Origin of the sequence: Streptomyces sp. NPDC016845 (genome assembly GCF_044332585.1) — a bacterium.
GTDB lineage: Bacteria > Actinomycetota > Actinomycetes > Streptomycetales > Streptomycetaceae > Streptomyces.
Genome location: NZ_JBIRPI010000020.1, coordinates 1 through 24921, shown reverse-complemented (window position 1 = coordinate 24921; position 24921 = coordinate 1). Strand labels below are relative to the sequence as shown.

29 protein-coding genes are annotated in these 24921 nt (G+C 69.3%); 17 read left to right on the top strand and 12 right to left on the bottom strand.

Going from position 1 to position 24921, the window contains the following annotated elements; all coding sequences use genetic code 11:
* Positions 1-287: 287 nt before the first annotated feature.
* From ACH4RC_RS32725 to ACH4RC_RS32715, 3 genes are all read right to left on the bottom strand, one after another.
* A complete protein-coding gene (locus ACH4RC_RS32725; RefSeq protein ID WP_398207334.1) occupies positions 288-1211 on the bottom strand; it encodes a calcium-binding protein in 924 nt (307 codons plus the stop codon).
* Between the two features lie 169 nt (positions 1212-1380).
* Complete coding sequence (locus ACH4RC_RS32720) at positions 1381-1518, bottom strand: hypothetical protein (protein WP_398207333.1); 138 nt, start codon at positions 1516-1518, stop codon at positions 1381-1383.
* A 63-nt stretch (positions 1519-1581) separates the two neighbouring features.
* Complete coding sequence (locus ACH4RC_RS32715; protein WP_398207331.1) at positions 1582-1983, bottom strand: TetR family transcriptional regulator C-terminal domain-containing protein; 402 nt, start codon at positions 1981-1983, stop codon at positions 1582-1584.
* Between ACH4RC_RS32715 and ACH4RC_RS32710 the strand changes: the two genes are divergently transcribed.
* The 6 genes from ACH4RC_RS32710 to ACH4RC_RS32685 all read left to right on the top strand — a co-directional run bounded on the left by ACH4RC_RS32710 (position 1864) and on the right by ACH4RC_RS32685 (position 6868).
* Complete coding sequence (locus tag ACH4RC_RS32710; RefSeq protein WP_398207329.1) at positions 1864-2364, top strand: SDR family oxidoreductase; 501 nt, start codon at positions 1864-1866, stop codon at positions 2362-2364. The two genes, ACH4RC_RS32715 and ACH4RC_RS32710, sit on opposite strands and share 120 nt — an antisense overlap.
* Positions 2365-2738: 374 nt before the next feature.
* Positions 2739-3473 carry a type 1 glutamine amidotransferase domain-containing protein gene (locus ACH4RC_RS32705; protein WP_398207327.1) on the top strand — a complete coding sequence of 245 codons (735 nt, stop codon included), beginning with the start codon at positions 2739-2741 and terminating at the stop codon, positions 3471-3473.
* Positions 3470-3763 (top strand): DUF1330 domain-containing protein, encoded by a 294-nt coding sequence (locus ACH4RC_RS32700; protein WP_398207326.1) that lies wholly within the window; start codon positions 3470-3472, stop codon positions 3761-3763. Before ACH4RC_RS32705 ends, ACH4RC_RS32700 begins: the two co-directional genes overlap by 4 nt.
* Positions 3764-3845: 82 nt before the next feature.
* The gene (locus ACH4RC_RS32695) at positions 3846-4433 is read left to right on the top strand and encodes a TetR/AcrR family transcriptional regulator (RefSeq protein WP_398207325.1); all 588 of its coding nucleotides are present in this window, start codon (positions 3846-3848) and stop codon (positions 4431-4433) included.
* A 123-nt stretch (positions 4434-4556) separates the two neighbouring features.
* Positions 4557-5960 (top strand): amidase, encoded by a 1404-nt coding sequence (locus ACH4RC_RS32690; protein WP_398207324.1) that lies wholly within the window; start codon positions 4557-4559, stop codon positions 5958-5960.
* A gap of 251 nt (positions 5961-6211) precedes the next feature.
* Positions 6212-6868: an NAD(P)H-binding protein gene (locus ACH4RC_RS32685; RefSeq protein ID WP_398207322.1), complete on the top strand. Its 657-nt coding sequence runs from the start codon at positions 6212-6214 to the stop codon at positions 6866-6868.
* A 19-nt stretch (positions 6869-6887) separates the two neighbouring features.
* Here ACH4RC_RS32685 and ACH4RC_RS32680 read toward each other — a convergent pair whose 3' ends face one another.
* Complete coding sequence (locus tag ACH4RC_RS32680; RefSeq protein WP_398207321.1) at positions 6888-7016, bottom strand: hypothetical protein; 129 nt, start codon at positions 7014-7016, stop codon at positions 6888-6890.
* A 190-nt stretch (positions 7017-7206) separates the two neighbouring features.
* Positions 7207-8070, bottom strand: coding sequence for a helix-turn-helix transcriptional regulator (locus tag ACH4RC_RS32675; protein ID WP_398207320.1), 864 nt, complete (start codon positions 8068-8070; stop codon positions 7207-7209).
* 258 nt (positions 8071-8328) lie between these two features.
* Between ACH4RC_RS32675 and ACH4RC_RS32670 the strand changes: the two genes are divergently transcribed.
* A complete protein-coding gene (locus tag ACH4RC_RS32670; RefSeq protein WP_398207318.1) occupies positions 8329-8487 on the top strand; it encodes a hypothetical protein in 159 nt (52 codons plus the stop codon).
* A 144-nt stretch (positions 8488-8631) separates the two neighbouring features.
* On the opposite strand, the gene ACH4RC_RS32665 is transcribed toward ACH4RC_RS32670, so the two are convergent.
* From ACH4RC_RS32665 to ACH4RC_RS32655, 3 genes are all read right to left on the bottom strand, one after another.
* Positions 8632-9318 carry a type 1 glutamine amidotransferase domain-containing protein gene (locus ACH4RC_RS32665; protein ID WP_398207316.1) on the bottom strand — a complete coding sequence of 229 codons (687 nt, stop codon included), beginning with the start codon at positions 9316-9318 and terminating at the stop codon, positions 8632-8634.
* Between the two features lie 180 nt (positions 9319-9498).
* Positions 9499-10335, bottom strand: coding sequence for an alpha/beta fold hydrolase (locus ACH4RC_RS32660; protein WP_398207314.1), 837 nt, complete (start codon positions 10333-10335; stop codon positions 9499-9501).
* 1013 nt (positions 10336-11348) lie between these two features.
* Positions 11349-11750, bottom strand: a complete 402-nt coding sequence (locus ACH4RC_RS32655) for a RidA family protein (protein WP_398207312.1) — start codon at positions 11748-11750, stop codon at positions 11349-11351.
* Between the two features lie 101 nt (positions 11751-11851).
* Between ACH4RC_RS32655 and ACH4RC_RS32650 the strand changes: the two genes are divergently transcribed.
* Complete coding sequence (locus ACH4RC_RS32650) at positions 11852-12235, top strand: winged helix-turn-helix transcriptional regulator (RefSeq protein WP_398207310.1); 384 nt, start codon at positions 11852-11854, stop codon at positions 12233-12235.
* 316 nt (positions 12236-12551) lie between these two features.
* Here the strand turns inward: ACH4RC_RS32650 and ACH4RC_RS32645 are convergent, their stop codons facing one another.
* On the bottom strand, positions 12552-12698 hold the full coding sequence (locus ACH4RC_RS32645) for a hypothetical protein (protein ID WP_398207308.1): 147 nt from the start codon (positions 12696-12698) through the stop codon (positions 12552-12554).
* Here ACH4RC_RS32645 and ACH4RC_RS32640 point away from each other — a divergent pair.
* Positions 12697-13854, top strand: a complete 1158-nt coding sequence (locus ACH4RC_RS32640) for an MFS transporter (RefSeq protein ID WP_398207306.1) — start codon at positions 12697-12699, stop codon at positions 13852-13854. The two genes, ACH4RC_RS32645 and ACH4RC_RS32640, sit on opposite strands and share 2 nt — an antisense overlap.
* A 115-nt stretch (positions 13855-13969) precedes the next feature.
* Here the strand turns inward: ACH4RC_RS32640 and ACH4RC_RS32635 are convergent, their stop codons facing one another.
* A complete protein-coding gene (locus ACH4RC_RS32635; protein ID WP_398207521.1) occupies positions 13970-14836 on the bottom strand; it encodes a helix-turn-helix transcriptional regulator in 867 nt (288 codons plus the stop codon).
* A gap of 114 nt (positions 14837-14950) precedes the next feature.
* Here ACH4RC_RS32635 and ACH4RC_RS32630 point away from each other — a divergent pair, with 114 nt between their 5' ends.
* Positions 14951-15649, top strand: a complete 699-nt coding sequence (locus ACH4RC_RS32630; RefSeq protein WP_398207304.1) for an SDR family NAD(P)-dependent oxidoreductase — start codon at positions 14951-14953, stop codon at positions 15647-15649.
* Between the two features lie 102 nt (positions 15650-15751).
* On the opposite strand, the gene ACH4RC_RS32625 is transcribed toward ACH4RC_RS32630, so the two are convergent.
* The gene (locus ACH4RC_RS32625; protein WP_398207302.1) at positions 15752-16348 is read right to left on the bottom strand and encodes a TetR/AcrR family transcriptional regulator; all 597 of its coding nucleotides are present in this window, start codon (positions 16346-16348) and stop codon (positions 15752-15754) included.
* Positions 16349-16812: 464 nt separating this feature from the next.
* Between ACH4RC_RS32625 and ACH4RC_RS32620 the strand changes: the two genes are divergently transcribed.
* The 6 genes from ACH4RC_RS32620 to murF all read left to right on the top strand — a co-directional run bounded on the left by ACH4RC_RS32620 (position 16813) and on the right by murF (position 23182).
* Entirely contained in the window at positions 16813-17508 is a 696-nt protein-coding gene (locus ACH4RC_RS32620; RefSeq protein WP_398207300.1) for a response regulator transcription factor, read from the top strand.
* A complete protein-coding gene (locus ACH4RC_RS32615) occupies positions 17501-18592 on the top strand; it encodes a sensor histidine kinase (protein ID WP_398207298.1) in 1092 nt (363 codons plus the stop codon). The genes ACH4RC_RS32620 and ACH4RC_RS32615 overlap by 8 nt, the downstream gene beginning before the upstream one ends.
* Positions 18593-18975: 383 nt before the next feature.
* Entirely contained in the window at positions 18976-19962 is a 987-nt protein-coding gene (locus ACH4RC_RS32610) for a D-isomer specific 2-hydroxyacid dehydrogenase family protein (protein WP_398207296.1), read from the top strand.
* A complete protein-coding gene (gene vanA, locus ACH4RC_RS32605; protein ID WP_398207294.1) occupies positions 19955-21022 on the top strand; it encodes a D-alanine--(R)-lactate ligase in 1068 nt (355 codons plus the stop codon). The genes ACH4RC_RS32610 and vanA overlap by 8 nt, the downstream gene beginning before the upstream one ends.
* A complete protein-coding gene (gene vanX / locus ACH4RC_RS32600) occupies positions 21015-21638 on the top strand; it encodes a D-Ala-D-Ala dipeptidase VanX (RefSeq protein ID WP_398207293.1) in 624 nt (207 codons plus the stop codon). The genes vanA and vanX overlap by 8 nt, the downstream gene beginning before the upstream one ends.
* 182 nt (positions 21639-21820) lie before the next feature.
* Positions 21821-23182, top strand: a complete 1362-nt coding sequence (gene murF, locus ACH4RC_RS32595; RefSeq protein ID WP_398207291.1) for a UDP-N-acetylmuramoyl-tripeptide--D-alanyl-D-alanine ligase — start codon at positions 21821-21823, stop codon at positions 23180-23182.
* Positions 23183-23197: 15 nt separating this feature from the next.
* On the opposite strand, the gene ACH4RC_RS32590 is transcribed toward murF, so the two are convergent.
* Positions 23198-24349 (bottom strand): lipid II:glycine glycyltransferase FemX, encoded by a 1152-nt coding sequence (locus ACH4RC_RS32590; protein WP_398207520.1) that lies wholly within the window; start codon positions 24347-24349, stop codon positions 23198-23200.
* A gap of 320 nt (positions 24350-24669) precedes the next feature.
* Here ACH4RC_RS32590 and ACH4RC_RS32585 point away from each other — a divergent pair.
* Positions 24670-24921: transposase (locus tag ACH4RC_RS32585; RefSeq protein WP_398207289.1), on the top strand; the 252-nt coding region annotated here is incomplete at its 3' end.

The window sequence follows — 24921 nt, the reverse complement described above, 5'->3', positions numbered from 1 at the left end:
GCGTCTGCGTGTGCCGGGGGAGGTGCGGTGCCGGCGGCGAACAGTGCGGCGCCGGCCTGCATCGCCGTGCCTCAGGCCCGCCGGGTCCGTGCGCACCAGGCCTTGGCTACGGTCACGGTGGCATCGAGTGGCATCGAGCGGGATCGAGCGTGATCGAGCGTGATCGAGTGGCATCGAGCGGGACACCGGCGACCGCTCGAGGCGATCAGCACCCGCCGCGCGCCGCTGGTCAGCGAGGACGGGTGCGTCGCCTCGCTGACCCGGTGTGGCCGGCCGGCTCAGTGGGCTCAGCGCACGTCCACGCAGTCACCGGTGGCGGTGACCGGCGGCGTGGTGGAGGTGCCCTCGAACTTGTAGCGGTAACAGCGGTCGGTGGTGGCGGTGCGCGTCTGCTTCTCGACGCCCGCCAGGCTGCCGGTGCCGGTGAGGTGGCTGCTGGTGGTGGCGTACGAGCCGGTCAGCGAACGCTCCTGGAGGCGGACGGTCTGCTGGGTGTAGCCCGCGTACTTGTGGGTGTCCCAGTTGGCGCGCTCCAGCTTGCCGGTGACCGTGATCGTCTTGCCCTTGGCGACGGGCTCGGGGGCTGCGTTGTTGCTCAGCCGGGACCAGCGCTTGAGGTACCAGGTCTTGGCGTTGTCGGTGTCCACGTCGGTGGCCGCGTCGGTGATCGCCCAGAGGGAGATCTTCCAGACTCCGGCATCCTCGTTCGTCAGGAAGCTCCGGGGATCCATCTTGAAGGTGGCCGTGCAGCTGTACGTGGTGTCGCCGGACCGAACGCAGAGGTCGGCGTCCGCCTCGAACTCCTCCGAGTTGAGGAACCGCTCCATTCCGCTGCCGGTGTCGGTGCCACGCCAGAGCGACGCGTTGGTGCCGTAGAGCTCCGACCCGCCGCTGATCGTCCACTTCACGGTGACCGTCTGCGTGTTCGTCGTCCCGACGCGGGCGGTGTTGCTGCCGTTGACGGTGACGCCGGAGACGACGGTGGAGTCCGCACTGCTCGCGGCGAAGGTCTTGGGCGCGGCGGTCTTCGCCGCCGCCGCGTCTGCGGCCGCGGCCTTGCTCTGCTTCAGCGCCTCGGCCGCGCCGGTCCCGTCCGCCATGGCGGACGGTGCGACGAGCAGGCCGATGGCGAGCCCGGAGGCGGCCAGTGCGCTGACGCCCAGGGTCACCTTCTTGCCGGACGTCAACTTATCGCGGGAGTGCTGGGACATGAGAAGGCTCCGTTATCGACTATCGGCGGGCGGATGCAGGTCGCGGGACAGGCGGACCCACATCACGCACGGCCACAGCGGCCGCGGAGTATTGATCGGCGATGCGGTGAAAAGGTTGTACGCGCGCGGCAGTTGAGGCGTGTCGGGTGCATCACCGGGCGGTGTCATGTCACACAGGGGTCGCGTCACGGCCCGTCGCCGCCTCGGTGCGATGCGCACCCTCCGCCACCACGCGCGGGGGCAGACCCCGCAGCAGCACCTCCTGCCCGAGCGCCGCCGCCGGCTTCGTCGCCGCGCTGGAGACCACGAGGGCGTCCCGGGCGGAGAGGTCTGTGCCATGCGGCCATGGACGTACCGGCGGCGGGCTGCCTCAGCGCGCTCGCAGACCGTTGATCGCGGCGTCGACCGCGGCCAGCGCCGCCTCCCTGTCGAGGCCTGCCCTCGATACGAGCGAGAGGCCTTGGACGACGTACAGCAGTAGCTGGGCCTGGGCCTCGGGGGTGGCGCTGTCGGTGACTTCCCCTTCGGCCTGGGCCCGGCGCAGTGCTTCGGTGACGATGCCGGTGAAGCGGCGGTACGAGCGCGCGACGACATCCGTGGCTTCGCTGTCGTGGGGGACGAGTTCGGCGCTCGTGTTGCCGACCAGGCAGCCGTGCGGCATGCCCAGGTCGGAGACGAATTCGTCCAGGCGGGCCGGGTGAGTGAGGACCTCGCGGAGCGCCGGCAGAAGGGGGGCGGTGTCGAGCGCGGCGGTCAGGCGCCGCTCGTACACGTCCCAGTAGAGCCTGACGGCTTCGAGGTAGAAGCGGCGCTTGTCCCCGAACGTGCCGTAGAGACTGCCGCGACGGTCTACGGTGCGGCCAAGGCAGGGCTGCTGTCCTACGCCCGAGGGCTGACCTACGAGTTGAAGGACCGGGGCGTACGCGTCAACGGGCTGAGCCCGGGGCCGACCGTCACCAACGCGCTCGCGCCGCTCGGCCCCGAGCGTCAGGCGGCCGTCTGCGAGGAACTCCGCCGGACCGTGCCCCTCCACCGCCTGGGAACGGCCACCGAACTTGCGAAGGCGGCCGTGTATCTCGCCTCGGACGAGTCCGCCTACACCGCCGGCACCGTGCTGCGCGTCGACGGCGGCATCGGAGAGCTCGCCTACTGACATCACCTCGCGTCCTGCGTGAGGGCGAGGGCGAGGGCGAGGGCGAGCATGTCAGGGAAGACGCACGGCGTGCCGTCGTTCCGGAAGCTGCCGGGGCAGCCGTCGAGGGCGTTGCGCGCGTCGTACGGCCGCGGGTTGCCGTCGCCGCCCGAGTCGCCGACGTATGAGAGGGGGCGGCGGCGCCACCGGGCCGACGCGGCGGCGCGACGGGTCCGGATGGCGCAGGACGGGAGCCCCGCGTCGCGGGGCTCCCGTCGGCACTCCGTCCGCGTCGACGCCCCTCTTCACCGATTCGACCGGTCTGCTTGACGATCTCTAGCCGACTGGTCTACTTTCATCTCACGCAGTCAACCACTCCTGAAAGAGGTAGCGACATGACGAAGATCCTGATGGTGCTGACGTCGCACGACCGGCTCGGCGACACCGGTCAGCGGACCGGGTACTGGCTGGAGGAACTGGCCGCCCCCTACTACCGGTTCAAGGAGGCGGGCTGGGACATCGTGCTCGCCTCCCCCGAGGGCGGCCGACCGCCGCTGGACCCGACCAGCGCCAAGCCCGACTTCCAGACCGACCTCACCCGGCGCTTCACGCAGGACGCGGAAGCCCAGGCGCAGCTGGACTCGACCGTGCGGCTCGACGCGGTCTCGGCGGCGGACTTCGACACCGTCTTCTACCCGGGCGGGCACGGCCCGGTCTGGGACCTGGCCGACGACCCGGTCTCCATCGCGCTCCTGGAGCAGTTCCTCGCGCAGACCAAGCCGGTGGCGCTGGTGTGCCACGCACCCGTCGCGCTGCGACACGTACGCACCCCTGACGGCAACCTCGCCGTCGCGGGCCGGCTGGTGACCGGCTTCACCGACACCGAGGAGGAGACCATCCTCGCCATCAAGGGCCTCCAGGAGATGGGCGGCAAGGGAAAGGCGGCCGAGGTGATGCCGTTCCTGCTGGAGGACGACCTCCTCGCCCGCGGCGCCCGGTACACGAAGGTCGCCGACTACGGCGAGAACGTCGTCGCCGACGGACTGCTCATCACCGGACAGAACCCGGCCTCCTCCGGCCCCGCCGCCGACGTCCTGGTCAAGACGATCGCGAACGGGAGTGCCAAGTGAGCGCCTACGTGGTCATGATCCGCGAGCACCTGCGCGACGCCGCGGAGCTGGAGACGTACACGGCGGGAGCCCGCGCCGCGCGCGCCGGGCACGACATCACCCCGCTGGCCGCCTACGGCCGACTCGACGTGCTCGAAGGCCCCGCCGCCGAGGGCGTGCTGATCAACCGTTTCCCTGACCGGGAGGCGGCGCTGGCCTGGTACCACAGCGAGCAGTACCAGGCCGCCGTTCCGCACCGGCACCAGGCCGCCGACTACCGTGTGCTCATCGTCGACGGCGTCGACGGGTAGGTGTGTCGGCGTGTGTCGGCGTGTTCCCGGAGGAGCGAGAAGCCTCTAGGAGACTGGTCTAATCTGATGCTAGGCTTTCGCCATGCCAGTCACCAAGACGGAAACGCGCAAGATCGTTCTGGACACCGCACGCCGGATCGTGGCCTCGAAGGGCTACAGCGCGGTCGGCATCAACGAAGTACTCGCCGCGGCGGGAGTTCCGAAGGGGTCGTTCTACCACCACTTCAACTCCAAGGACGCCTTCGGCGAGGCGATGATGCAGAGCTACTTCGACGACTACCTCGCCACCATCGACGGCATCGCCGCCGACAAGAGCAAGACCTCTGCCGAGCGCCTGATGAGCTACTGGCAGAACTTCTACGACACCCAGGCCGTGGACGACTGCCAGGGCGGCTGTCTGGTCGTCAAGCTCGCCGCGGAGATCGCCGATCTCTCCGAGGCGATGAGGGAAGCGACGAAGGTCGGGACCACGGGGATCGTCGACCGGCTGGAGCGGATGATCGACGACGGCATCGCGGACGGATCGGTGAGCGTCGATGACGCCCCCCGCGCGACGGCCGAGACCCTCTACAGCCTGTGGCTCGGCGCGAGCATGATGACGAAGATCCATCGCAGCTTCGCCCCTCTCGACCGCGCCATGACTGTCACGCGCCGCACCCTGCACATCTGACACACACACGCACGCACAAACCGCCGTCAGCGGCGCCCGACTTCGGGCGCCGCGCGGAAGTAAACCGGTCTAATGGTCAAGAGTAGACCGGTCTAAGAGTCGCAAAACAGGGAGACAGGCCTCATGACCGACCTCATCCACTCCGACGCCAGTGAGCTCGCCGAACTGATCCGCAGCGGCAAGGTGACCTCCGTCGAGGTGGTGCAGGCGCACCTCGACCGCATCAAGGCCGTCGATCCGCAGATCAATGCCGTCGTCACGCTCGCCGACGGCGCGCTCGAGGCAGCGAAGGCCGCGGACGAGGCGCTTGCGGCGGGGGAGGAGGTCGGGCCGCTGCACGGGGTGCCGTTCACGGTCAAGGACTCCTTCGACACCGCCGGGGTGCTGACCCAGCGCGGTTCCCCGGTCTTCGCCGGCCGCGTCCCGGACTCGGACGCCACCAGCGTGGCCCGTATGAAGCGGGCCGGCGGCATCCTCCTGGCCAAGACCAACCTGCCCGAGTTCTCGTACTCGACCGAGTCCGACAACCTCCTGTCGGGCCGCACGAACAACCCCTGGAACCTCGATCGCACGCCCGGCGGTTCCAGCGGCGGGGAATCGGCGGCGATCGCCGCCGGCATGTCACCGCTCGGACTCGGCAGCGACCTGGCCATCTCGGTCCGCGGGCCGGCCGCCCACACCGGCATCGCCGCCCTCAAGGCAACCCACGGACGCATCCCGATGACCGGGGTCTGGCCGCGGGCACCCCGCCGCGACTGGCACGTCGGCCCGATGGCCCGCACCGTCCGCGACCTCGCCCTGGCCTACTCGGTGCTCTCCGGCCCGGACGGCGCCGACGGCTTCGCCACCGTGCCGCGCGCCTTCGACACCGGCCTGGGAGCCTCGCCCGACCGGCCGGTGCGCGTCGGCTGGCTGGTCGACTCCGGACTCGGCCCGATCGACGCGCAGGTCGCCGCCACCGTACGGGCGGCCGCCGAGGCCCTCGGGGGCGCCGGGATCCAGGTCGAGGAGGTGAGCATCCCGGCGCTCGAGCGGGACAACCCTCTCGACCTCTTCTACCGGCAGCACGTCATGGAGGTGAAGCCGGCCTTCCGGGAGGTCACCACCGGGCACGAGGGCCAGATGGGCAAGGTCTCCACCGCCATGCTCGCCGGCCCCGACACGTCCCTGGAGGACTACGTCTTGGCCGAACAGGGCATCGAACGCCTCCGGGACGCCTTCACCGAGTACTTCCAGCACTACGACGCCCTCCTCCTCCCGGTCCTGCCCGTCCCCGCCCACGAACACGGACTCACCGAGTTCACCATCAACGGTCAGACGGTGGACGCCGCCCACATCCAGACGGCGACCATCCCGTTCAACCTGACCGGCCTGCCGGCCCTGTCCATGCGGTTCGGCACCAGCAGCGAGGGCCTGCCCATCGGCGTACAACTGGCAGCCAACTGGCACGCCGAGTCGACGATCCTGCACATCGCCTCGCTGCTGGAATCCCTCAGCCCCGTCCGTGATCAGCACCCCGCCCTCTGACAGCGGCTTCTGATCGACACTGCGGGCGCCGCAAGGAGCGAGAGAACCCTCCCGCCCCTTGCGGTGCCCGCATCCGCACCCACCGGCGGCGCCGCTGTACCACCGCCGCGGGCCAGGGACGAGACACGCGCACGCAGTGGTGCTCGCCGCCTCCGCCCCGAGCCGGCCGGCCGCGCGCCGCGCGCGGCGGTCCTCCGAGGACGGCCGTCCCCGCACGGCCACCACGACCCGACCCATCGACGAGGACAGACATGAACACGTTCATCATCGGGATAGCCGGCAAAGTCGGATCCCTCCTGGCACGCGAGCTGATCGCACGAGGCGACGACGTCAGCGGACTGGTCCGCAAGCCCGAGCAGCGCAGAGCGCTCGCCGAGCTCGGTGCCGACGACAGGTTGGGGGACCTCACGGCCCTTTCCGCGGACGAACTCGCCGAACTGATCGGCCCGGCCGACGCCCTGGTGTTCACCGCCGGAGCCGGCGGCGCCGGCAAAGAGGCCACCACCGCCATCGACGGCGACGGCGTCGTGAAGGCGATCGAGGCCGCACGTCTGGCCGGTGTCCCCCGCTTCGTCCTGGTGTCGGTGTTCCCCGAGGCGTGGCGCGAGCGCAACCTCGGAGACGACTTCGACCACTACATCGCCGTGAAGAAGACCGCCGACATCGCCCTCACCACCAGCGGACTCGACTGGGTCATCCTGCGCCCGGCCGCTCTCACCGACGCCCCCGGGCAGGACACCGTGGCACTCGGCCCCGCCGAGACACACGGCGAAATCCCCCGCGCCGACGTGGCCCGGACCCTCGCACACCTCCTCCACGAGCCCCGCATCAGCCGACAGATCCTCGAACTCACCACCGGCAGCACTCCGATCCCGGACGCGGTACGCGCGAACGTACGCACGCGGTGAAAGGGGAAGCGACTGCCCGTCACGGTGCGGAACGCCGTACGGTGCGGAACGCCGTGGTGGGCAGAGCGTAGCCGCGGGCGATGTTGCCCGTGGACTGTGAGCCGATCAACTGGGCTACGGTCAGGCGGGCGACCACCGGGGCGTCCATGGCGTGGTCATGGCGTGGTCATGGTGGGAGTGCGGCACGGCCACCGCGCCGAGCCGGCGGATTTAGGGGACGGTTCGGGAGAGCGAGGCCGTAGCCGCAGGCTCGCGGCAGCGCGGCGCGGCGCGGGCGGGGCACTGGCACGGAACCCCTGGCGGCAGAGCCCTCTGGTGCGCACGGGTCCGCCTGCGGATCAGCTGGGTGTGGTGGCGGGCTGACCGGCGATGGCGGTGAGGCGGAGCCTGGTCTCGTCCTCGCTGCCGGGTGCGGCGGTCATAATGACGATCTTGAGGTCGAAGTCGCCGTCGGTCAGGATGTCGCAGTCCACCGTGACCGGTCCGACGGCGGGGTGATGGACCGTCTTCTGATCCTCCCGGTGGGCGGCGACGCCTCCGGCCGCCCACAGTTCGGCGAACCTCGTGTTGGCGCTCAGGTCACGGATCAGCGTGGCCAGGCGTCTGTCCTGGGGGTAGCGGCCGGTGGCGCGGCGCAAGTCGGAGACGACGGCGGCGTCGGTGGCCTCCCGATCCGCTTCGGTCACGCGCCACCGTGCGAGATGGGCGGGCCCGTCGTCCAGGGGAAACCTGTCGCGGGCGAAATTGCGCAGCCGCGCCGGTGAGGCGGAGGGGTCGCCCACGAGGCCGGCCCATCCGCGGTTCCACCACACCAGCTGCCAGTCCGCCGCGAAGACCGCGACCGCGACGTCCCCGAGCCGGGCGAGTACCCGTTGCACGCCGGGGGTGAGGTGGTCGGAGACCGTGCCGTCCGCCGGAGGGGCGAGGCGCGCCAGCCGGTACAGGTGGTCGCGTTCGGCCGCGGACAGTTGCAGGGCACGAGCCAGGGATGCCACCACCGGCGCCGAGGGGGTGGTGGCCCTTCCCTGCTCCAGGCGTACGACGTAGTCGACGGACATCCCGGCGAGGTCGGCCAGTTCCTCGCGCCGCAGCCCGGTGGCGCGGCGTCCCGTCGCCACCGGCAGCCCGGCGGCCGACGGAGGAAGCCTGTCGCGCCACGTACGGATCATCGCGCCCAGGCCGACGCCGGGTGTCGTCGTCATGAGGGCCATTCTCCCCGAATACCCGGCCGCCCGTGCGGCCTGAGGGTGGTACGGCCTTTCCTACCGTCGAAGCGTCCCTGGCCCTGCTCTCCCGGCCTGGACCAGAGCTCCGAGCTCCGAGGACCTGCTCGTGCCCAGGAAGTGCCCAGGAACCAGAAGGAGCGGTTCGAGGTGTGCCTTCGCCAGGTGCAGGGGCTTCGCCTTGCCGAAGGCCTCCGCTGCAGCGGAGGACACGCCGCACCGTGGGAGCAGGGCGACATGATCTGGGACAGCCTTCAGGACATCCTCCGGCTCCCGCACGCGCCGGCAGCATGGACGCGTCGAGACCGGCTCCCGCGCTGCGCGCCGCACCACGTGCCGGCCCAGTGGTGGGAGGCCGCACAGGTCGCGCACTACCGCGAGCAGGTACTGCGCTGACCACAGAGCTCGGCCACCATCATCGCGCTGTTGTGGCTGCGCGGAACACTTCGGGCCCGCCGGGCTGAAGCCTGGCGGGCCCGAAGTGTTCCGCGGACTCACGTGGAGGAAGGTGGAGGAAGAAGGGTTCTTCTCACCGGTAGATCAGGGCTGCACCGTGGTGAGTGTGATGAGGGCGTCCGCCGCCGGGCCGGAGGAGGCGGGGTTCTGGCCGGTGATGAGCTGGCCGTCCTGGACGACGTAGGGCTGCCAGTCGCCGATCTTGGAGTAGAGGCCGCCGAGGCTCTTGAGTTCGTCCTCGACGAGGAAGGGGACGACGTCGGTGAGGGCGACGCCTTCTTCCTCGGAGTTGGTGAAGCCGGTGACCTTCCTGCCGTGTACCAGGGGCGTGCCGTCTTCGTTGACGGCGTGGCGCAGGACGCCGGGTGCGTGGCAGACCAGGGCCAGGGGCTTGCCGGAGCGCAGGGTCGTCTCGATCAGGCGGGCGGAGACGGTGTCTTCGGCCAGGTCCCACAGGGGGCCGTGGCCGCCGGGGTAGAAGACGGTGTCGTAGTCGTCGGCGTTGACCGAGTCCAGACGTACGGTGGCCGCGAGGGCGCGGGTGGCCTCGGGGTCCTTCTCGAAGCGGCGGGTCTCGTCGGTCTGGTTGGCGGGTTCGTTGCTCTTGGGGTCCAGGGGCGGTTGGCCGCCCTTCGGGGAGGCGAGGGTGATGTCCCAGCCCGCTTCCTTGAACCGGTAATAGGGGGCGGCGAGTTCCTCCAGCCAGAAACCGGTCGCGCGGCCGGTGTCGCCGAGCTTGTCGTGCGAGGTGAGAACGATGAGAACCTTCATGGTGCTTGCTCCTGTTGCTCGGTGGGCCACTTGCTGCGGGCGAGGCGAGTGGCACGGGAACGTGATGCGGGGACGTGATGCGGGGACGTGATGCGGGGACGTGATGCGGGGACGTGATGCGGCGGGTTGAGCCGGGCGCGGGCCTTCGGCGCGGCCCGGCCCGGCCCGGCGGGATGCGGCTTACTGGGCGAGGAAGGCCAGCAGGATCTCGTTGACCTCGGCGGTGTGAGTGATGATCAGTCCGTGGGGGGCGCCGTCGATCTCGGCGTACTGCGCGGTGGGCAGGGCCTTGGCGAAGCGCCGGCCGGTGGCGTCGATGGGCAGGGTGCGGTCGCCGGTGCCGTGGACGATCAGAGCGGGAACGTCGATTTTGGGGATGTCGGCGCGGAAGTCGGTGGGCCAGGTGAGGGGGGCGGCGGCCGAGGCGATGGCTCCCGATCCCGCGGCGACGTTCCAGGCGTTGCGGACCGCTCCTTCGCTGACACGGGTGCCGAGGTTCTCGTCGAGGTTGAAGAAGTCGTTGTAGAAGTCGGAGAAGAAGGCGTACCGGTCCTTCTTGACCGCCTCGGAGACGCCCTGGAAGAAGGAGGCGGGCGCGGCGCCGTCGGGGTTGTCGTCGGTGATCTGCAGGAACGGTTCCAGGGAGGCCAGGAACACCGCCTTGGCGACCCGCGCCGAACCGTAGGTGGACAGGTAACGGGCCACTTCGCCGGTGCCCATGGAGAACCCGACGAGCACCGCCTCGCGCAGATCCAGCGCCTCCAGTACGGCGTTCAGGTCGGCGGCGAAGGTGTCGTAGTCGTAACCCGTGGCCGGCTGGCTGGACTTGCCGAACCCCCGCCGGTCGTAGGTGACGACCCGGTAGCCGGCCTCCAGCAGCGCCGACGTCTGTCCGTCCCACGAGTTCCCGTCCAGCGGATAACCGTGGATCAGCACTACAGGCTGGCCGGTCCCCTTGTCCTCGTAGTGCAGCTCGATGTCCGTGCTGTTTTCCGTGCCGACCTTGATGTGTCCCATGACCGTCAACCTCCGAAGCTGTGCCGCCTACCGGCGTGTGCCGCGTTCCGACAACCAGAACTATACGACTGGTCTACTCGGACGTCAACGATGCCCGCCCTGCGCTCGCCGGGCACCTCACGAAGCGAAGTCGGCGGGTCGTGAGCGGCACAGCCCAGGGGTCGGTCGCGGACGGCCCAGGGGTCGGCCGCGGACGGCCCAGGGGTCGGCCGCGGACGGCTCGGGCGGCCTGCTCGACGAGGCGAGTGGCCGCCCGGGGTGCGGGAGGCGGAACGTCGACGTTGACACGGTGCTCTCGTGGCGACATCCACGTCCACGTCCGCGTCCACGTCAACGTGACATCGATGCCGGCGCCGGTATCAGGGATCGGCTGTCGCCGATGCCATCGGGGCCCTGGCTTTGTTCGCGACTCGGGACGGCGGTTGTACACGAGCGAGTTTGGGAGGCACCCGTTTCCACGGTCGGGCAGTGTTCACGGGTTGTGAAGGCAGTGGGGGCTTGCCAGGACAGCGTCGGGGTGTTCCCAGTGACAGGCCCTGGTCATGCCGTGAATGTCGAAGGCCGAGCTGTACGCGGCGATCCGGCGGGACCACCGAGTCGGCATGACGATGCGGCAGTTGGAGCGCAAGCACAGCGTTGCCTGGCGGACGGTGCGCAAGGCCCTGGGCCCGGCCTGGCCGGAGCCACGCAAGCCGCTGCCGCCGCGGCCGTCAGCGCTGGATCCGTACAAGGCGGTGATCGACGGGATTCTGCGGGCGGACCTGGACGCGCCGCGCAAGCAGCGGCACACGGACACCCGGATCTTCCACCGGCTGGCCGGGGAAGACGGCGCCGACGTGTCCTATGCGTTGGTCAGGGGCGATGTCGCCGGCCGAAAGCCCCGGATCGCGGTGGAGGCGGGCACGGCGCCCATCGAGGTTCATCCCGCACACCCACCCGCCCGGCATCGAGGCGGAGGCCGACTTCGGCGACGCGGCCGTGCAACTGGCGGGAGAGCGTGCGAGGAGGAGACCTCAGGCGGGCAGTCTCGTGTCGATGACGAAGCTGATTTCGATGACCTGGCCGGGCAAGGTCAGTTCAGGGACGCCCAGGACCGTGCTGGCCGGGCGGTGGTCGCCGAAGTACCCCAGGTTGCCCTCCGCCGTCGCCGCGGCGTTCTGCCGCAGGTTCACCACGTACAGGGTCTGCGAGACGACCTGGTTCCGGGTGGAGCCGTAGTGGTCCAGGACCTTGTCCATGTTGGCGTAGGTCTGCTTGAGCTGGGCGGCGAAGTCGCCCGCGTAGAGGAACTCGCCTGCCTCACCGAACGAGAGCTGTCCAGAGACATGGATCAGCTCGCCGGACTTGATCGCCTGTGAGTAGCCGAAGTCGCTCTCGGCCGGCACGTTGTAGTTGAAGACGTCCATGGTGGTCACGGTGCGCGCCCTTCCGGTGTGCTCTCTTGTAGTTACTCAGGGACTGTAGGAGAGTCATGGCTGACCTGGAAGAACGCACTTTTCCGTGACTGAGGAACCCAATGGTGACCAAGCAGCTGCTCAAGGGCCTGCCCGAGGACGCTGACCTGCGGCGCGCGGACTCCCTCGCACGGGAGATCTTCTCGGACGTCGCCAACAAGTGGGCGCTCCTGATCATCGAGGCGCTCGGCGAGCGCACCCTGCGCTTCAGCGAGCTGCGCAACGAGGTCGAGGGCGTCAGCCACAAGATGCTCACCCAGAACCTGCGCATGCTGGAGCGCAACGGCCTGGTCGACCGGAAGGTGCACCCCACCGTGCCACCGCGAGTCGAGTACACCCTCACCGGGCCGGGCCGGGCCCTGCGCACCGCGGTCGACGCCATTTGCGGCTGGACCCACCAGCACCTCGGGCACATCGAGAGTGCGCGCGGCCGTTTCGACGCCTGACGGGCCGGCGGCGACACCCTCGCGCGTTGCGCGATTCCCTGATCGATCTCACGTCGGTGGCACCGACGTGGCCCGCGCTCCACCTGGTCGGGCTGCCGAGCCATCCCGTGCCACAGGTGCGGAAACAGACATGTCACAGGCGGCTGACCGCCCCATGGATGGCTGCCGCCAGCTTCTCGGCGAGCGGTAGCAGGCCTCGTAGACGACTGGTCTACTTATGACGTATGGTCGTGCCCATGAGTACTTCAGAGATCACGGCTCTTTCTGGTCCCCCCACCGCTGTCGACCTACCGAATTCCGGCGGCGACGGGCCGGTTCAGGGTGCGTTTTCTTCCGGCGCCGACGCACCGGCCGCGGCGGAGACATCGGTGAAGACGTCGGTGAAGACGTCGACGAGGGCTCCGTGGGCCGCGTGGATGCGGCCGGCGGCCGCCGTCTTCACCGTGGGGTGGGGGGCAAACATGTTCGCTTCCGTCCTGCAGGTCTACCGCGGCGACTTGAGCGGATCTCAGGTCAACGGCTTGTTCGGCGCCTACGCGCTGGGGCTCATCCCCGCTCTGCTGGTCATGGCCCGGCTCTCCGACCGTCTCGGCCGGCGGCGTGTGCTCCTGGGAGCCCTGCTGCTCTCCGCGCTCGGCTCCGCGGTGATCCTTTCCTCCGGCGGGGCGTTCGGGACGGTCCTGGCCGGACGGATCCTGGTCGGCATCAGCGCGGGCGCGGCATTCGGACCGGGAACGGCATGGATCAAGGAACTCTCCGACACCGGTAAGGCCGGTAAGGCCGGTAAGGCCGGTAAGGCCAGGGAGGAGGGAGCGGGAGCGCGGCGGTCGGCGGTCGCGCTGACCGCCGGGTTCGCGGTCGGACCACTGCTGTCCGGAGTCATCGTCCAGTGGTTGCCTTCACCCCAGACCGCGGCCTACCTGGTGCACATAGCACTGGTGGCACTGACAGTGCCGGTGGTGTGGCGTGCTCCCGCGGCGGCTCCGTCCGCCGCCGGGCGAGGCAAGGCCAGGCCGCACCCGGGTGCCGGGCCGATGAAGGTCCTCACCAGCCGTGTCTTTCTGACCGCGGTGCTTCCCACCGCGCCCTGGGTCTTCGGGGCCGCGACCGTCTCGCTCGCGGCGCTGCCCGTGCTGGTGCCGCTGGGCGGGTACGGCGCCGTCGGCGGAGGCGTGGTCGCCGCCATCACCCTGGGCAGTGGGATCGCGGTGCAGCCCGGGGCGCGACGTCTGGCCCGGCGCTCCCCGGCCGCGCCGTTCCGGGCCGGAATGACGGCGGTGATCGCGGGGCTGCTCACCGCTGCGCTCACCGTGGCCACCGGTTCACTGGTCCTGATGCTGGTCGCAGCGGTCGTCCTGGGATCGGCCTACGGTCTCCTGCTGGTGAGCGGCCTCCAGCTCGCGGAGTCACTCGCCGGCCCGCAGAACATCTCGACCGTGATCGCTGTCTTCTACAGCCTCACTTACGTGGGATTCGCCTTCCCCGTCCTCGTACAGGTGCTCGGCAAGGTCTGGGATCCGGTCACCGTCCTGGCCGCCGGCTCGGCGCTCGCGGTGGTTGCTCTGGCCACGACGCTGATCGCCTGGCCGGTACGACGGACAGCACGGGCCGGGTCCTGATCGGTCGATGGGGAAGCGGGCCCCACCGCTTACAGAGGGTGGGATCACCCGCGTACGGGGGAAGGGATCAGCCGCGTACGGGGGGACGGGATCACCCGCGTACGGGGGGACGGGATCAGCCGCGTACGGTAGCCGGCGCTCCGGTGACCGCGGTGAGTCGTAGCTTGGTCTCGTCCTCGCTGCCAGGCATCGCGGTCATGATGACGATCTTGTGTTCGGAGTCGCCTTCGCTCAGCACATCGCAATCCACCGTGACCGGGCCCACCGCCGGATGCTCGATCGTCTTGTGGTCCTCGCGGTGCGCGGCCACCTCGCCGTGCGCCCACAGCTCGGCGAACCTCTTGTTGCCCGCGTTCAGTTCACGGATCAACGTGGCCAGGCGACGGTCCCGGGGGAAGCGGCCGGTGGCGCGGCGCAGGTCGGAGACGACGGCGGCGTCGGTGGCGTCGCGATCGGCCTCGGTCACCGGCCACAGCGCCAGGCGCGCCGGGCCGGCGTCCACCGGAAACCTGTCGCGGGCGAAGTTGCGCAGCCGCGGCGGCGCGGCGGAGGGGTCGCCCAGCAGGGCGGCCCAGCCGTGGTTCCACCACACCAGTTGCCAGTCCGCCGCGAACACGGCGACCGCCACGTCCCCGAGACGAGCGAGCACCCGCCGCATGCCAGGTGGCAGATGGTCGGAGAGCACGCCGTCCGTCGGCGGCAGCAGCCGGGCGAGCCAGTACAGGTGGTCCCGCTCCGCGGTGGACAACCGCAGGGCGCGCGCCAGGGACGCCACCACCGACGCCGAGGGCGTCGTGGCCCGCCCCTGCTCCAGGCGCACGACGTAATCGACCGATACCCCGGCCAACTCGGCCAGTTCCTCGCGCCGCAGTCCGGTCGCCCGGCGCCCGCGGGTCACCGGCAGCCCGGCGGCCGACGGGGGCAGCCGGTCCCGCCAGGTGCGGATCATCGCGCCCAATCCGGTTCCGGGTGCCGTCGGCATGTTCTCCGTCATTCTTCATCCCCGGTCATACGTGTGGACCCCAAGGTGGTACTGGTCTTCCTACCGACGAAGCGTCCCTGGTCCGCCTCCTTCACCTCGGCCACTATCGAACGCATGACGATCACTTTCATCACCGGAGCCAACAAGGGTCTCGGCCGGGAGACCGCCCGCCGTCTGACCGAGTGCGGGCACACCGTGCTCGTCGGAGCCCGCGACCGCGAGCAGGGCGAGGAGGCGGCCGCCGCGCTCGGCGCACGCTACGTCCCCATCGACGTGACCGACGACGCGTCCGTGGCCGCCGCGGCCGCAAACGTCGCGGAGCACGAGGGCAGGATCGACGTCCTGATCAACAACGCCGGTGTGCAGGGCCCCGTCGGCGACCCCAGCGACCTCACCGCCGCCGATGCCCTCGCCGTCCTCGACGTCAACGTCATCGGCGTCGTCCGCACCACCACCGCGTTCCTGCCGTTGCTGCGCCGATCGGACGACCCTGTGATCGTCAATGTCAGCAGCGGCATGGGCTCCCTCGCTCTCACCCACGACCCGGACCGGCCCGAGTCGCACGTCATCGCGCCGCTCTACACCTCCTCGAAAGCCGCGCTGACGATGCTGACCACGCAGTACGCCAAGGCGCTCAAGGACATCCGGGTCAACGCCGCCGACCCCGGTTACACCGCGACCGACCTCAACGGTCACAGCGGGCCCCAGACCGTCACCGAGGGCACGGACGCGATCGTCACCCTGGCCACCGAGAAGCCCGGCTCCGGCACGGGGCGCTTTCTGTTCCGTCATGGCGAGATCGCCTGGTCCTGACAGCACCGCGCCGGAACCCGCCGCAACCGATGAGAACGCCCAGTACTCGATGCCGGTACAAGTCGCACTGCCTGTAACACTCGGACAGGTTGTTCGCCGCCGCTACACGTGCAGCAGTTGGCGTGTCATGGCCATCGTGGTGTCGAGGGGACCGAGACTCCGATGGATCTTGGCCATGACGCTGGCGCCGAGCCACATGTCGTACAGAACCTGTGCCGTCTCGCGCGGTGCGTCGTCGGTCGTGATCGATCCGTCTGCGCGGCCGCTGGTGATGGCCCGCTCAAGGCGGTCGACGATGGCGGTCGTGCCCTCCTTGAGGGCCAGCCGCATCGGCTCGGAGAGGTCGGCGACCTCGGCCCCGAGTTTCACGGCGAGACACTTGCCCTGACACTCGTCGAAGCTCTGCGTCTCCCGCCACGACTCCCAGTAGGCCATGAGGCGCTCGGCGGCGGATCGGTCGGGCTGCGCGAGTACGCGGTCCATGTCGGCGAGGTACTCGTCGAAGTAGCTTTGCAGCAGGGCCTCCCCGAAGGCGTCCTTGGAGGAGAAATAGTGGTAGAAGGACCCCTTCGGTACGCTGGCCGCCGCAAGCACCTCGTTGAGGCCGACCGCGGAGTAGCCCTTGTGCGCCATGATCCGCTGGGCGGTGTCGAGAATGTTCCGGCGTGTGTCGGCATTGCGGGTTGTAGTGGCTGGCATGTTTGTCAGTATAATCCAAAATAGACCAGTCGTCTAATTTAGATGGCGCAGCAAGCGAAGCAATTCGCTGCGTTGTGCCTCGCCAAGAGGGGCGAAGAGGTCTTCCAGCACGCCGATCGACAACCGCCGCCCCTCCGCGACCGCCGCACGGCCCGCCTCGGTGAGGGTGTGAACCGTTCCGGGTTCGGTAGAGACTCGATACGCCGCACTCCGTACGTTCCCCTGCGGCCGGTGTGGATCTCGCGGATCTGCAAGATCCATTGTCAGACTCTCCACACCACCGGAATCACCTCAGAACTCGCGGGCTTCGTCTTTGACCCCCGCCAGGCGGCCGGGGGCTGCGACTGGACGACGAGGCGCCGGCCGAGCTGCCGGGCGGGAGCGGGATGTGTGTGCTCCCTTTGACGTGTGTGCTCCCATTTTTGATACGCGGACGATATGTGCCCGCTCGTAACATCGGGAGTATGCGTGTATTGATCGTCGAGGACGAGCCCTACATGGCGGAAGCCATCCGCGATGGTCTGCGCTTGGAAGCGATCGCGGCCGACCTCGCGGGCGACGGCGACACCGCCCTGGAATTGCTGAGCGTCAACAGCTATGACATCGCCGTCCTCGACCGCGACATCCCCGGCCCTTCCGGTGACGAGATCGCCAGGCGCATCATCGCCTCGGGCAGCGGCATGCCGATCTTCATGCTGACCGCGGCCGACCGTCTCGACGACAAGGTGTCCGGGTTCGAGGTCGGCGCCGACGACTACCTCACGAAACCATTCGAACTGCGGGAACTCGTCCTCAGACTCCGGGCGCTCGACCGCAGACGTGCCCACAGCCGGCCTCCGATTCGCGAGATGGCAGGGCTGCGACTGGATCCGTTCCGACGCGAGGTCTACCGGGACGGTCGTTACGTCGCGCTGACGCGCAAGCAGTTCGCTGTGCTGGAGGTCCTCCTCGCCGCCGAGGGGGGTGTCGTCAGCGCTGAGGAACTTCTGGAGCGCGCATGGGACGAGAACGCCGATCCGTTCACCAATGCTGTCCGAATCACCGTCTCGGCACTGCGCAAGCGTCTCGGTGAGCCGTGGATCATCGCTACGGTCCCCGGCGTCGGCTACCGAATCGGTGCGCAGCCGCAGGCCGCAGACGCAGGAGGGAACCGTGGGTAGGGCACCTGGATTGAGTGTCCGCCTCAAGCTCACCCTCAGCTATACCGGGTTCCTCGTGCTCGCCGGTGCCTTGCTGCTTGCCGCCATGGGAGTGTTCCTTCTGCAGCAGGGGTGGCTGCAGACCAATGAAAACGGGGCATGGAAAGCAAATCCGGTCACTTCTTTCGTGCGTGGGTTCGCACCAACGGCAGCCGCAGTAATGGCGTTCCTCCTCGTGTTCGGCCTCCTGGGGGGATGGTTCCTCGCCGGCCGTATGCTCGCCCCCCTGGCCCGCATCACCAAAGCCACCCGCACAGCCGCTACGGGATCGCTCTCGCACCGTATCCAGATGCCGGGACGGCAGGACGAATTCCGCGAACTTGCCGACGCCTTCGACGCGATGCTCGAACGGCTTGAAGCACACGTCGCTGAGCAGCAGAGATTCGCCGCCAACGCCTCGCACGAACTACGCACCCCACTGGCCATCTCGAAATCACTTCTGGACGTGGCCCGCACCGATCCATCACACGACGCCGGCGAGGTCCTTGACCGCCTCCAAGCAGTCAACAGCCGAGCGATAGACCTGACCGAAGCATTGCTCCTGCTCAGCCGCGCCAGCCAGCGGTCCTTCACCCGAGAACAGGTCGACCTGTCCCTCCTGGCGGAAGAAGCCACCGAGACGCTGCTCCCCCTCGCGGAGAGGAACGGCGTCACCATCGAGACCCGCGGCGTCGTCACCCCCACGAGCGGATCGTCGGCCCTTCTGCTGCAACTGACCATGAACCTCGTGCACAACGCGATCGTCCACAATCTGTCCGAACAGGGCACGGTGTGGATTACTACCAGCGCCCACCCCGGCACCGCGATGCTCACGGTCGAGAACACCGGTGAGAAATTGACTTCACACCTGGTCTCGACGCTCACCGAACCATTCCAGAGAGGTACCGAGCGCATCCACGCCGCCCAGGCGGGCGTTGGCCTCGGCTTGGCCATCGTCACCACCATCACTCGCGCACACGACGGCACCCTCACCCTCACCCCGCGCGACACCGGCGGCCTGCGCATCACGGTGCGACTGCCCGCGCCCACGTCCGCGCGGCCCTGACACACGCCTCGCCGATCATGCGGGGGCGCGGCCGTGACGACGCGAGGTGTCTCGCGCCGACTACGGCTGGGCGACCAGATCCGACACCTTCGCCGAAGAGCCCGCTCCGGCCTCAGTGGGTGTCCTGCTGACGGATCGCACCGGCGCCGCCATGTGCCCAGCCGTGCTTGACGGCTGCGCGCGGACGGCCGCCGACCCGGCCAGGCCTGTGAGAGCGGCCCCGTCCGTAGCGGACAGCCACCGCGATCGGCCGATGGCCGGTTCGGCGAACACCGGGCCGGCCGGCGCAGCGGAACCGACGACGTATCGGAACAGACGACGTATCGGCAGCGTATTGAAAACTGCATACGCACCGGCAACACCCCGTTTCCTTGAATGGGGACATGACCTACAGCGAGCCAGTGGAAATCACTGCATTCGGATGCGGGCGGGACGAAGCAGCATGGTTCCGTGAGCTGGCGCCCCGATTCGGAGCGGCACCGAGGATCACGGAATCCGCGGTGTCGGAGGACAACGTCCACATGGCGTCCGGAAACCGGTGCGTCAGCGTCGGGCACAAGACCCGGATCACGCGGGAGACACTTCGTGCGCTGAGCCGAGTCGGCGTCTCCTACATCTCCACCCGGAGCATCGGGTACGACCACATCGACGTGGACTGTGCGCGCCGTGTCGGCATTTCCGTCGGGAACGTCTGCTATTCCCCCGACGGCGTCGCCGACTACACGGTGATGATGCTGCTGATGGCGGTGCGCCACGCCAAGTCCACCGTCCGCCGCGCGGATGTGCACGACTACCGGCTGCACGATGTTCGGGGGAGGGAACTGCGCGACCTGACTGTCGGCGTGGTCGGGACGGGGCGCATCGGCACGGCCGTCACGGAAAGGCTCCGCGCTTTCGGATGCCGGACAGTGACGTACGGAAGCCGCGCAGGTGCATCCGATGCGTTCGGCGACGAGATGTCGCTCGATGAGCTGCTGAGAACGAGCGACGTCGTCACGCTCCACACACCGCTCAACGCCGAGACGCACCACCTTCTCGACCGTGAGCGCATCCAGCGGCTGAAACCCGGCGCGTTCGTGGTCAACACCGGGCGGGGCGCCTTGATCGACACGGTCGCGCTGGTCGCGGCGCTGGAGGACGGACGCCTGGGCGGTGTCGCCCTCGACGTCGTCGAGGGGGAGGAAGGCGTGTTCTACGCCGACCGACGAAACGCGCCCATCGACAGCAAGCCGCTGCTGCGGCTGCAGGAAATGCCGAACGCGTTCATCAGCCCGCACACCGCGTATTACACCGACCGTGCCCTGAGAGACACGGTCGAGAACTCGATCGTCAACTGCCTGGAATTCGAGAGCAGGAATCAGCATGCTTGAGGCAAAGCTTCGGATCGGCATCCTCTTCGGGGGCTGCTCGGAGGAACACCCCATCTCCATCAAGTCCGCGCTGGAAATCGCACGGAACCTCTCCCCGGACACCTACGAGCCGTACTTCATCGGAATCACGCGCGACGGCGCCTGGAAACTCTGCGAAGGCCCCGCCACCGACTGGGAGAAAGGCGCTCACCGGTCCGCTGTGCTGTCCCCGGACCGCGATGTGCGCGGACTGCTCGTTCTTGACCAGGGAAAGTACGAGACGGTCGGCCTGGATGTCGTCGTGCCCGTGCTGCACGGCAAACTCGGGGAGGACGGCGCGATCCAGGGGCTGCTCGAGCTGTCCGGAATCCCGTACGTGGGCTGCGACGTGCAGAGTTCCGCGGTGGGCATGGACAAGTCCCTCGCTTACGCCGTCGCCGCCGGTGCCGGAATCGCCACGCCGAATTTCCGGACGGTCGCGGTGGGAGAGGCCATCGACGCCGGCCGGCTCACCTATCCCGTCTTCGTGAAGCCGGCCCGCTCGGGATCGTCCTTCGGGGTCAGCAAGGTGACGCATGCGGAAGAACTGCCGGCCGCGCTGGACGTCGCCCGGCGGTACGACACGAAAGTCCTCATCGAGGAAGCGGTCGTCGGCAGCGAGGTGGGATGCGCCATCCTGGGTGCCGGAACGGACCTGATCGCGGGGGAAGTCGACCGTATCGCCCTGTCCCACGGGTTCTTCCGGATCCATCAGGAGGACGCACCCGAGACCGGCTCCGACAACGCGACGCCGATCGTCCCCGCCGATATTCCGGCTGGATCCCGGGCCCGCGTCCAGGACGTGGCGAAGGCCGTCTACCGTGCCCTGGGCTGCCGCGGCCTCGCCCGCGTGGACCTGTTCCTCAAGGACGACGGACAGATCGTCCTCAACGAGGTCAACACGTTCCCCGGAATGACCTCCTACAGCCGCTATCCGAGGATGATGGCCGCCGCCGGGGTTCCGCTGCACGAAGTGATCGACCGTCTGGTGACCGGCGCGCTCGCCCGGCCCCTGCCCTCCACGGAGCAGGCCGATGCGTGACGACTTCGTCTTCATGGACGAGTTCATGCCCGGGGTCCGCTGGGACGCCAAGTACGCCACCTGGGACAACTTCACCGGAAAACCGGTCGACGGATACCTGGCCAACCGCATCGTCGGTACCAGGGCTCTGTGTGCGGCACTGCAGAGCGCCCGAGAAGAGGCGGCCTCGCACGGATTCGGCCTGCTTCTCTGGGACGGATACCGCCCGCAACGTGCCGCGGACTCCTTCCTGCGCTGGTCCGGGCAGCCGGAGGACGGCCGCACCAAGCAGCGCCACTACCCCCGTATCGACCGGCCCGAAATGTTCGAGAACGGATACGTGGCCGCCAGGTCGGGCCACAGCCGGGGCAGCACCGTCGACCTGACGCTGTATCAGCTGGAAAGCGGCGACCTCGCCGCCATGGGCGGCGACCACGACCTCATGGACTCGGTCTCGCACCATGGAGCGGCAGGAATCTCGCAGGTCGCGGCGGACAGCCGCAAGCGTCTTCGCTCCATCATGGAGACCAGCGGATTCAGCTCCTACGCCTGCGAATGGTGGCACTACACACTCACGGACGAGCCCTACCCGGACACCTACTTCGACTTTCCCATCACACAGGTGAGCCTGAGATGAATACAGCCCGTCTCGGGCAGCCTGGCCGGAGCCGGAGCCGGAGCCGGAGCCGGAGCCGGAGCCGCAGCCCGCCCCCGACGCCGAGCGGCAAGGGCGGCATCCCACCCGACCCCAACCCCGTATCGCCGGCGTATCGAGAACTGCATACGCCCCGGAAACACCCGGCCGCCTTCACTGAAGTCATGACTCGAACCCAGCCATCCCTCGCCCCGCACCCTCTCTCCCTCACCGAGATCGCCGCGCTCGTCGGCGGCCGGGCCACGGGGGACGCGACGGTCACAGTGAGTGCGCCTGCCGTCCTCGACAGCCGGCACGGGGAACCGGGCGGTCTCTTCGTCGCCATGGCCGGTGAGCGCGTCGACGGCCACGACTACGCCGGCCGCACCCGTGCGACCGCCGTGCTCGGTTCACGGCCGACACCGCTGCCCACCGTCGTCGTCGACGACGTACCGACCGCACTGCGGGCACTCGCCGCCCACTCCGTGGCCCGACTGCGCGAGCGGCTGACCGTCGTCGCGGTGACCGGCTCGCAGGGCAAGACCAGCACCAAGGATCTGCTGTCCGTGGTCCTCTCGGGCGCTGGGCCGACCGTCGCCACACACGGTTCGTACAACAACGAACTCGGCGTGCCCCTGACCATGCTGCGCGCCGACGCGCACACCCGTTTCCTCGCCCTCGAAATGGGCGCCCGTCACGTCGGCGACATCGCCCACCTCACCGGCCTGGTCGCACCCGACATCGCGGTCGTGCTCAACGTCGGCCAAGCCCACATCGGGGAGTTCGGCTCGCGCACGGCCATCGCACGGACCAAGGGCGAACTCGTGCGCGGCCTCGCACCCGGCGGCACCGCCGTCCTCAACGCCGACGACCCGCGCGTCGTCGTGATGCGTGCGCTGACCGACGGGCCGGTCCTGACCTTCGGCACCGACGCACACGCCGACGTGTGCGTCCAGGACCTGGCCCTCGACCGCGCGGGCCGGGCGACCTTCACGCTGCGCACCTCCGACGCCCGGGCCCGGGTCGCGCTGCCGTTCGTGGGTGCCCACCAGGCACTCAACGCGGCGGCCGCCGCCGCGGCGGGACTCGCAGCCGGCATTCCCCTGGTCACCTCGGCGGTGGCCCTCAGCACCGCTTCACTGTCCAAATGGCGACTGGAACTGCGCACCCTCGCCAGCGGCGCAACCCTGCTCAACGACGCCTACAACGCCAACCCCGACTCCACCCGAGCCGCCCTGCACACGCTCGCCGCGATGTCGGCCCGGCGCCGCATCGCCGTACTCGGCGCGATGCTCGAACTCGGCGCCGACAGCGAGGCCGAACACCGAGCGGTGGGCGAGTACGCGGCCGCACACGCCGACCTGGTGGCCGTCATCGGCGAAACCGCCCGTCCCATCGCCGACACCGCAAGGGAGCGGGCGGTCGCGTTCCCTGACAACCAAGCGGCCGAAGCCTGGCTGCACGAGATCCTCACCGAAGGCGATGTCGTCCTCGTCAAGGCGTCGCGCGGCGCCCGCCTCGACGAGGTGGCCGCCGCACTCAGGTAACCGTGCGGCGCGGGCTCAGCGCCCGTGCCGCATGTACAGGGCGAAGGCGCGATAGACCAACGTGCGCAGCGGCAGATCCCACTCCCCGACGTACCGCACCGCACGCCCCCCGGTGCCCACCTTGAACCGGACCAGGCCCACCTGCGGATCAACGGCGTCGAGCGTCGGCGTGATGCCCCGCATGTCGTACACGTCGCAGCCCGCCGCCAGTGAATCGCGGATCATCGCCCACTGGCACGCGTGGGAACCCCGCACCTCACGCCTGGCCGTCGACGAGGCGCCATACACGTACCAGGAGTGTCCGCCGACCCGCACCAGGACCGTCGCGGCCACCAACACACCCTCATGGCGTGCCAGATAGAGCGCGATCCGCCCAGGATCCTCGGCGCTCAACTCCGCGAACATCGTCTCGAAGTACGCCAACGGCCGCGGCGTGAACCCATCACGCGCGGCGGTGTGTAGGTAGAGCTCGTGGAACGCCGCGAGGCCCGACGCACCACCGACTGTGACCTCGACCCCCGCCTTCGCGGCCTTCTTGATGTTGCGGCGCCACTGCTGGTTCATGGCCTTCAGGACATCGTCCTCGGACCTTCCCGCCAGCGGCACCTCGTACGTGAACTGCGGCTGCCCGGCCCCGAACCCGTCCTCAGGGTTCTGCGGCAGCCAGCCGTCCGCCCGCAACCGTCGGCTCACCCCGGCACCGACCGGATCGACCTGCCCATCGGAGAGCTCGGTCAGCCGCCGCGCCCCCGGATCGGCCACACCGTCCTTGACCTGCGCCGCACCCCACATGTGCGTCCGCACCGGTGGGCACAGCCGAATCGCGAACGCGCCACCGGCCCTGAGGTATGCCGCCAGCGGGTCGAGCCACGCACCGACCTCCCCGGACCAGGCGATATCTGGGCCCCACGGCAGATACGCAAGCGTGAACCGCGACAGTCCCGGCACCGGCCGGTGCAGGACAAGCCCCGCCCCCACAAGCCGCCCACCCCCGAACCATCCCAGCGACTCACTGCGCCACTCCGTCTTCACCCGCCCCCACGCGGGGGTCTGCGCGAAGTTGACCGACCGTTGCGCCCGTACGAAGGCCAGGTGGGCGGCGTCGCTGATCGGTGCGACACTCAGCGTCACAGAAAGGGGCAGGGGTGTTGGTTCGCGAGAGGACATGGCGCCAGCCAAGTCGGCCCTGTGTTGTCGGCGCGTATCCGCTTTTCGATACGCCCACGATACGCACCGCTCAGGCGCTCCGCCCCATGCGCTGCTCAGTAACCGCGATCCGGCCGGCCCCCCCCGCGACCTGGCCGTCTCCGGCATGGACCTGCCGGCGCTCAAGGAACTGACCGACCAGGCCGGCGGCACGTACGAGAAGGACCCGCGAAGGCCGTGCCCGGCGTGCCGGCGGCCCACGAGGTGGGTGCACGGCTTCCACGGACTGAGCTGTACTGAGATTTGTGGAGCCCCTCATGCCAGGGTTACGGTCCTGGCGAATGAGAACCACCAGCACCATGGCAGCACCCCGTGAATACCCCGATGAGCTCCGCGAGCGTGCCATCCGCGAGGCCCAGGCCACCGGCCGCCCCGTCGCGCACGTGGCCAAGGATCTCGGCATCCATCCCGAGGCCCTGCGCGGCTGGGTCCGCCAGTGCGAGGCCGACCGCGGCCAGCGTGACGACCGGCTGACCACCGCCGAGCACGACGAGCTCAGGCAACTCCGCAAGGAGAAAGCCGAGTTGAAGCGG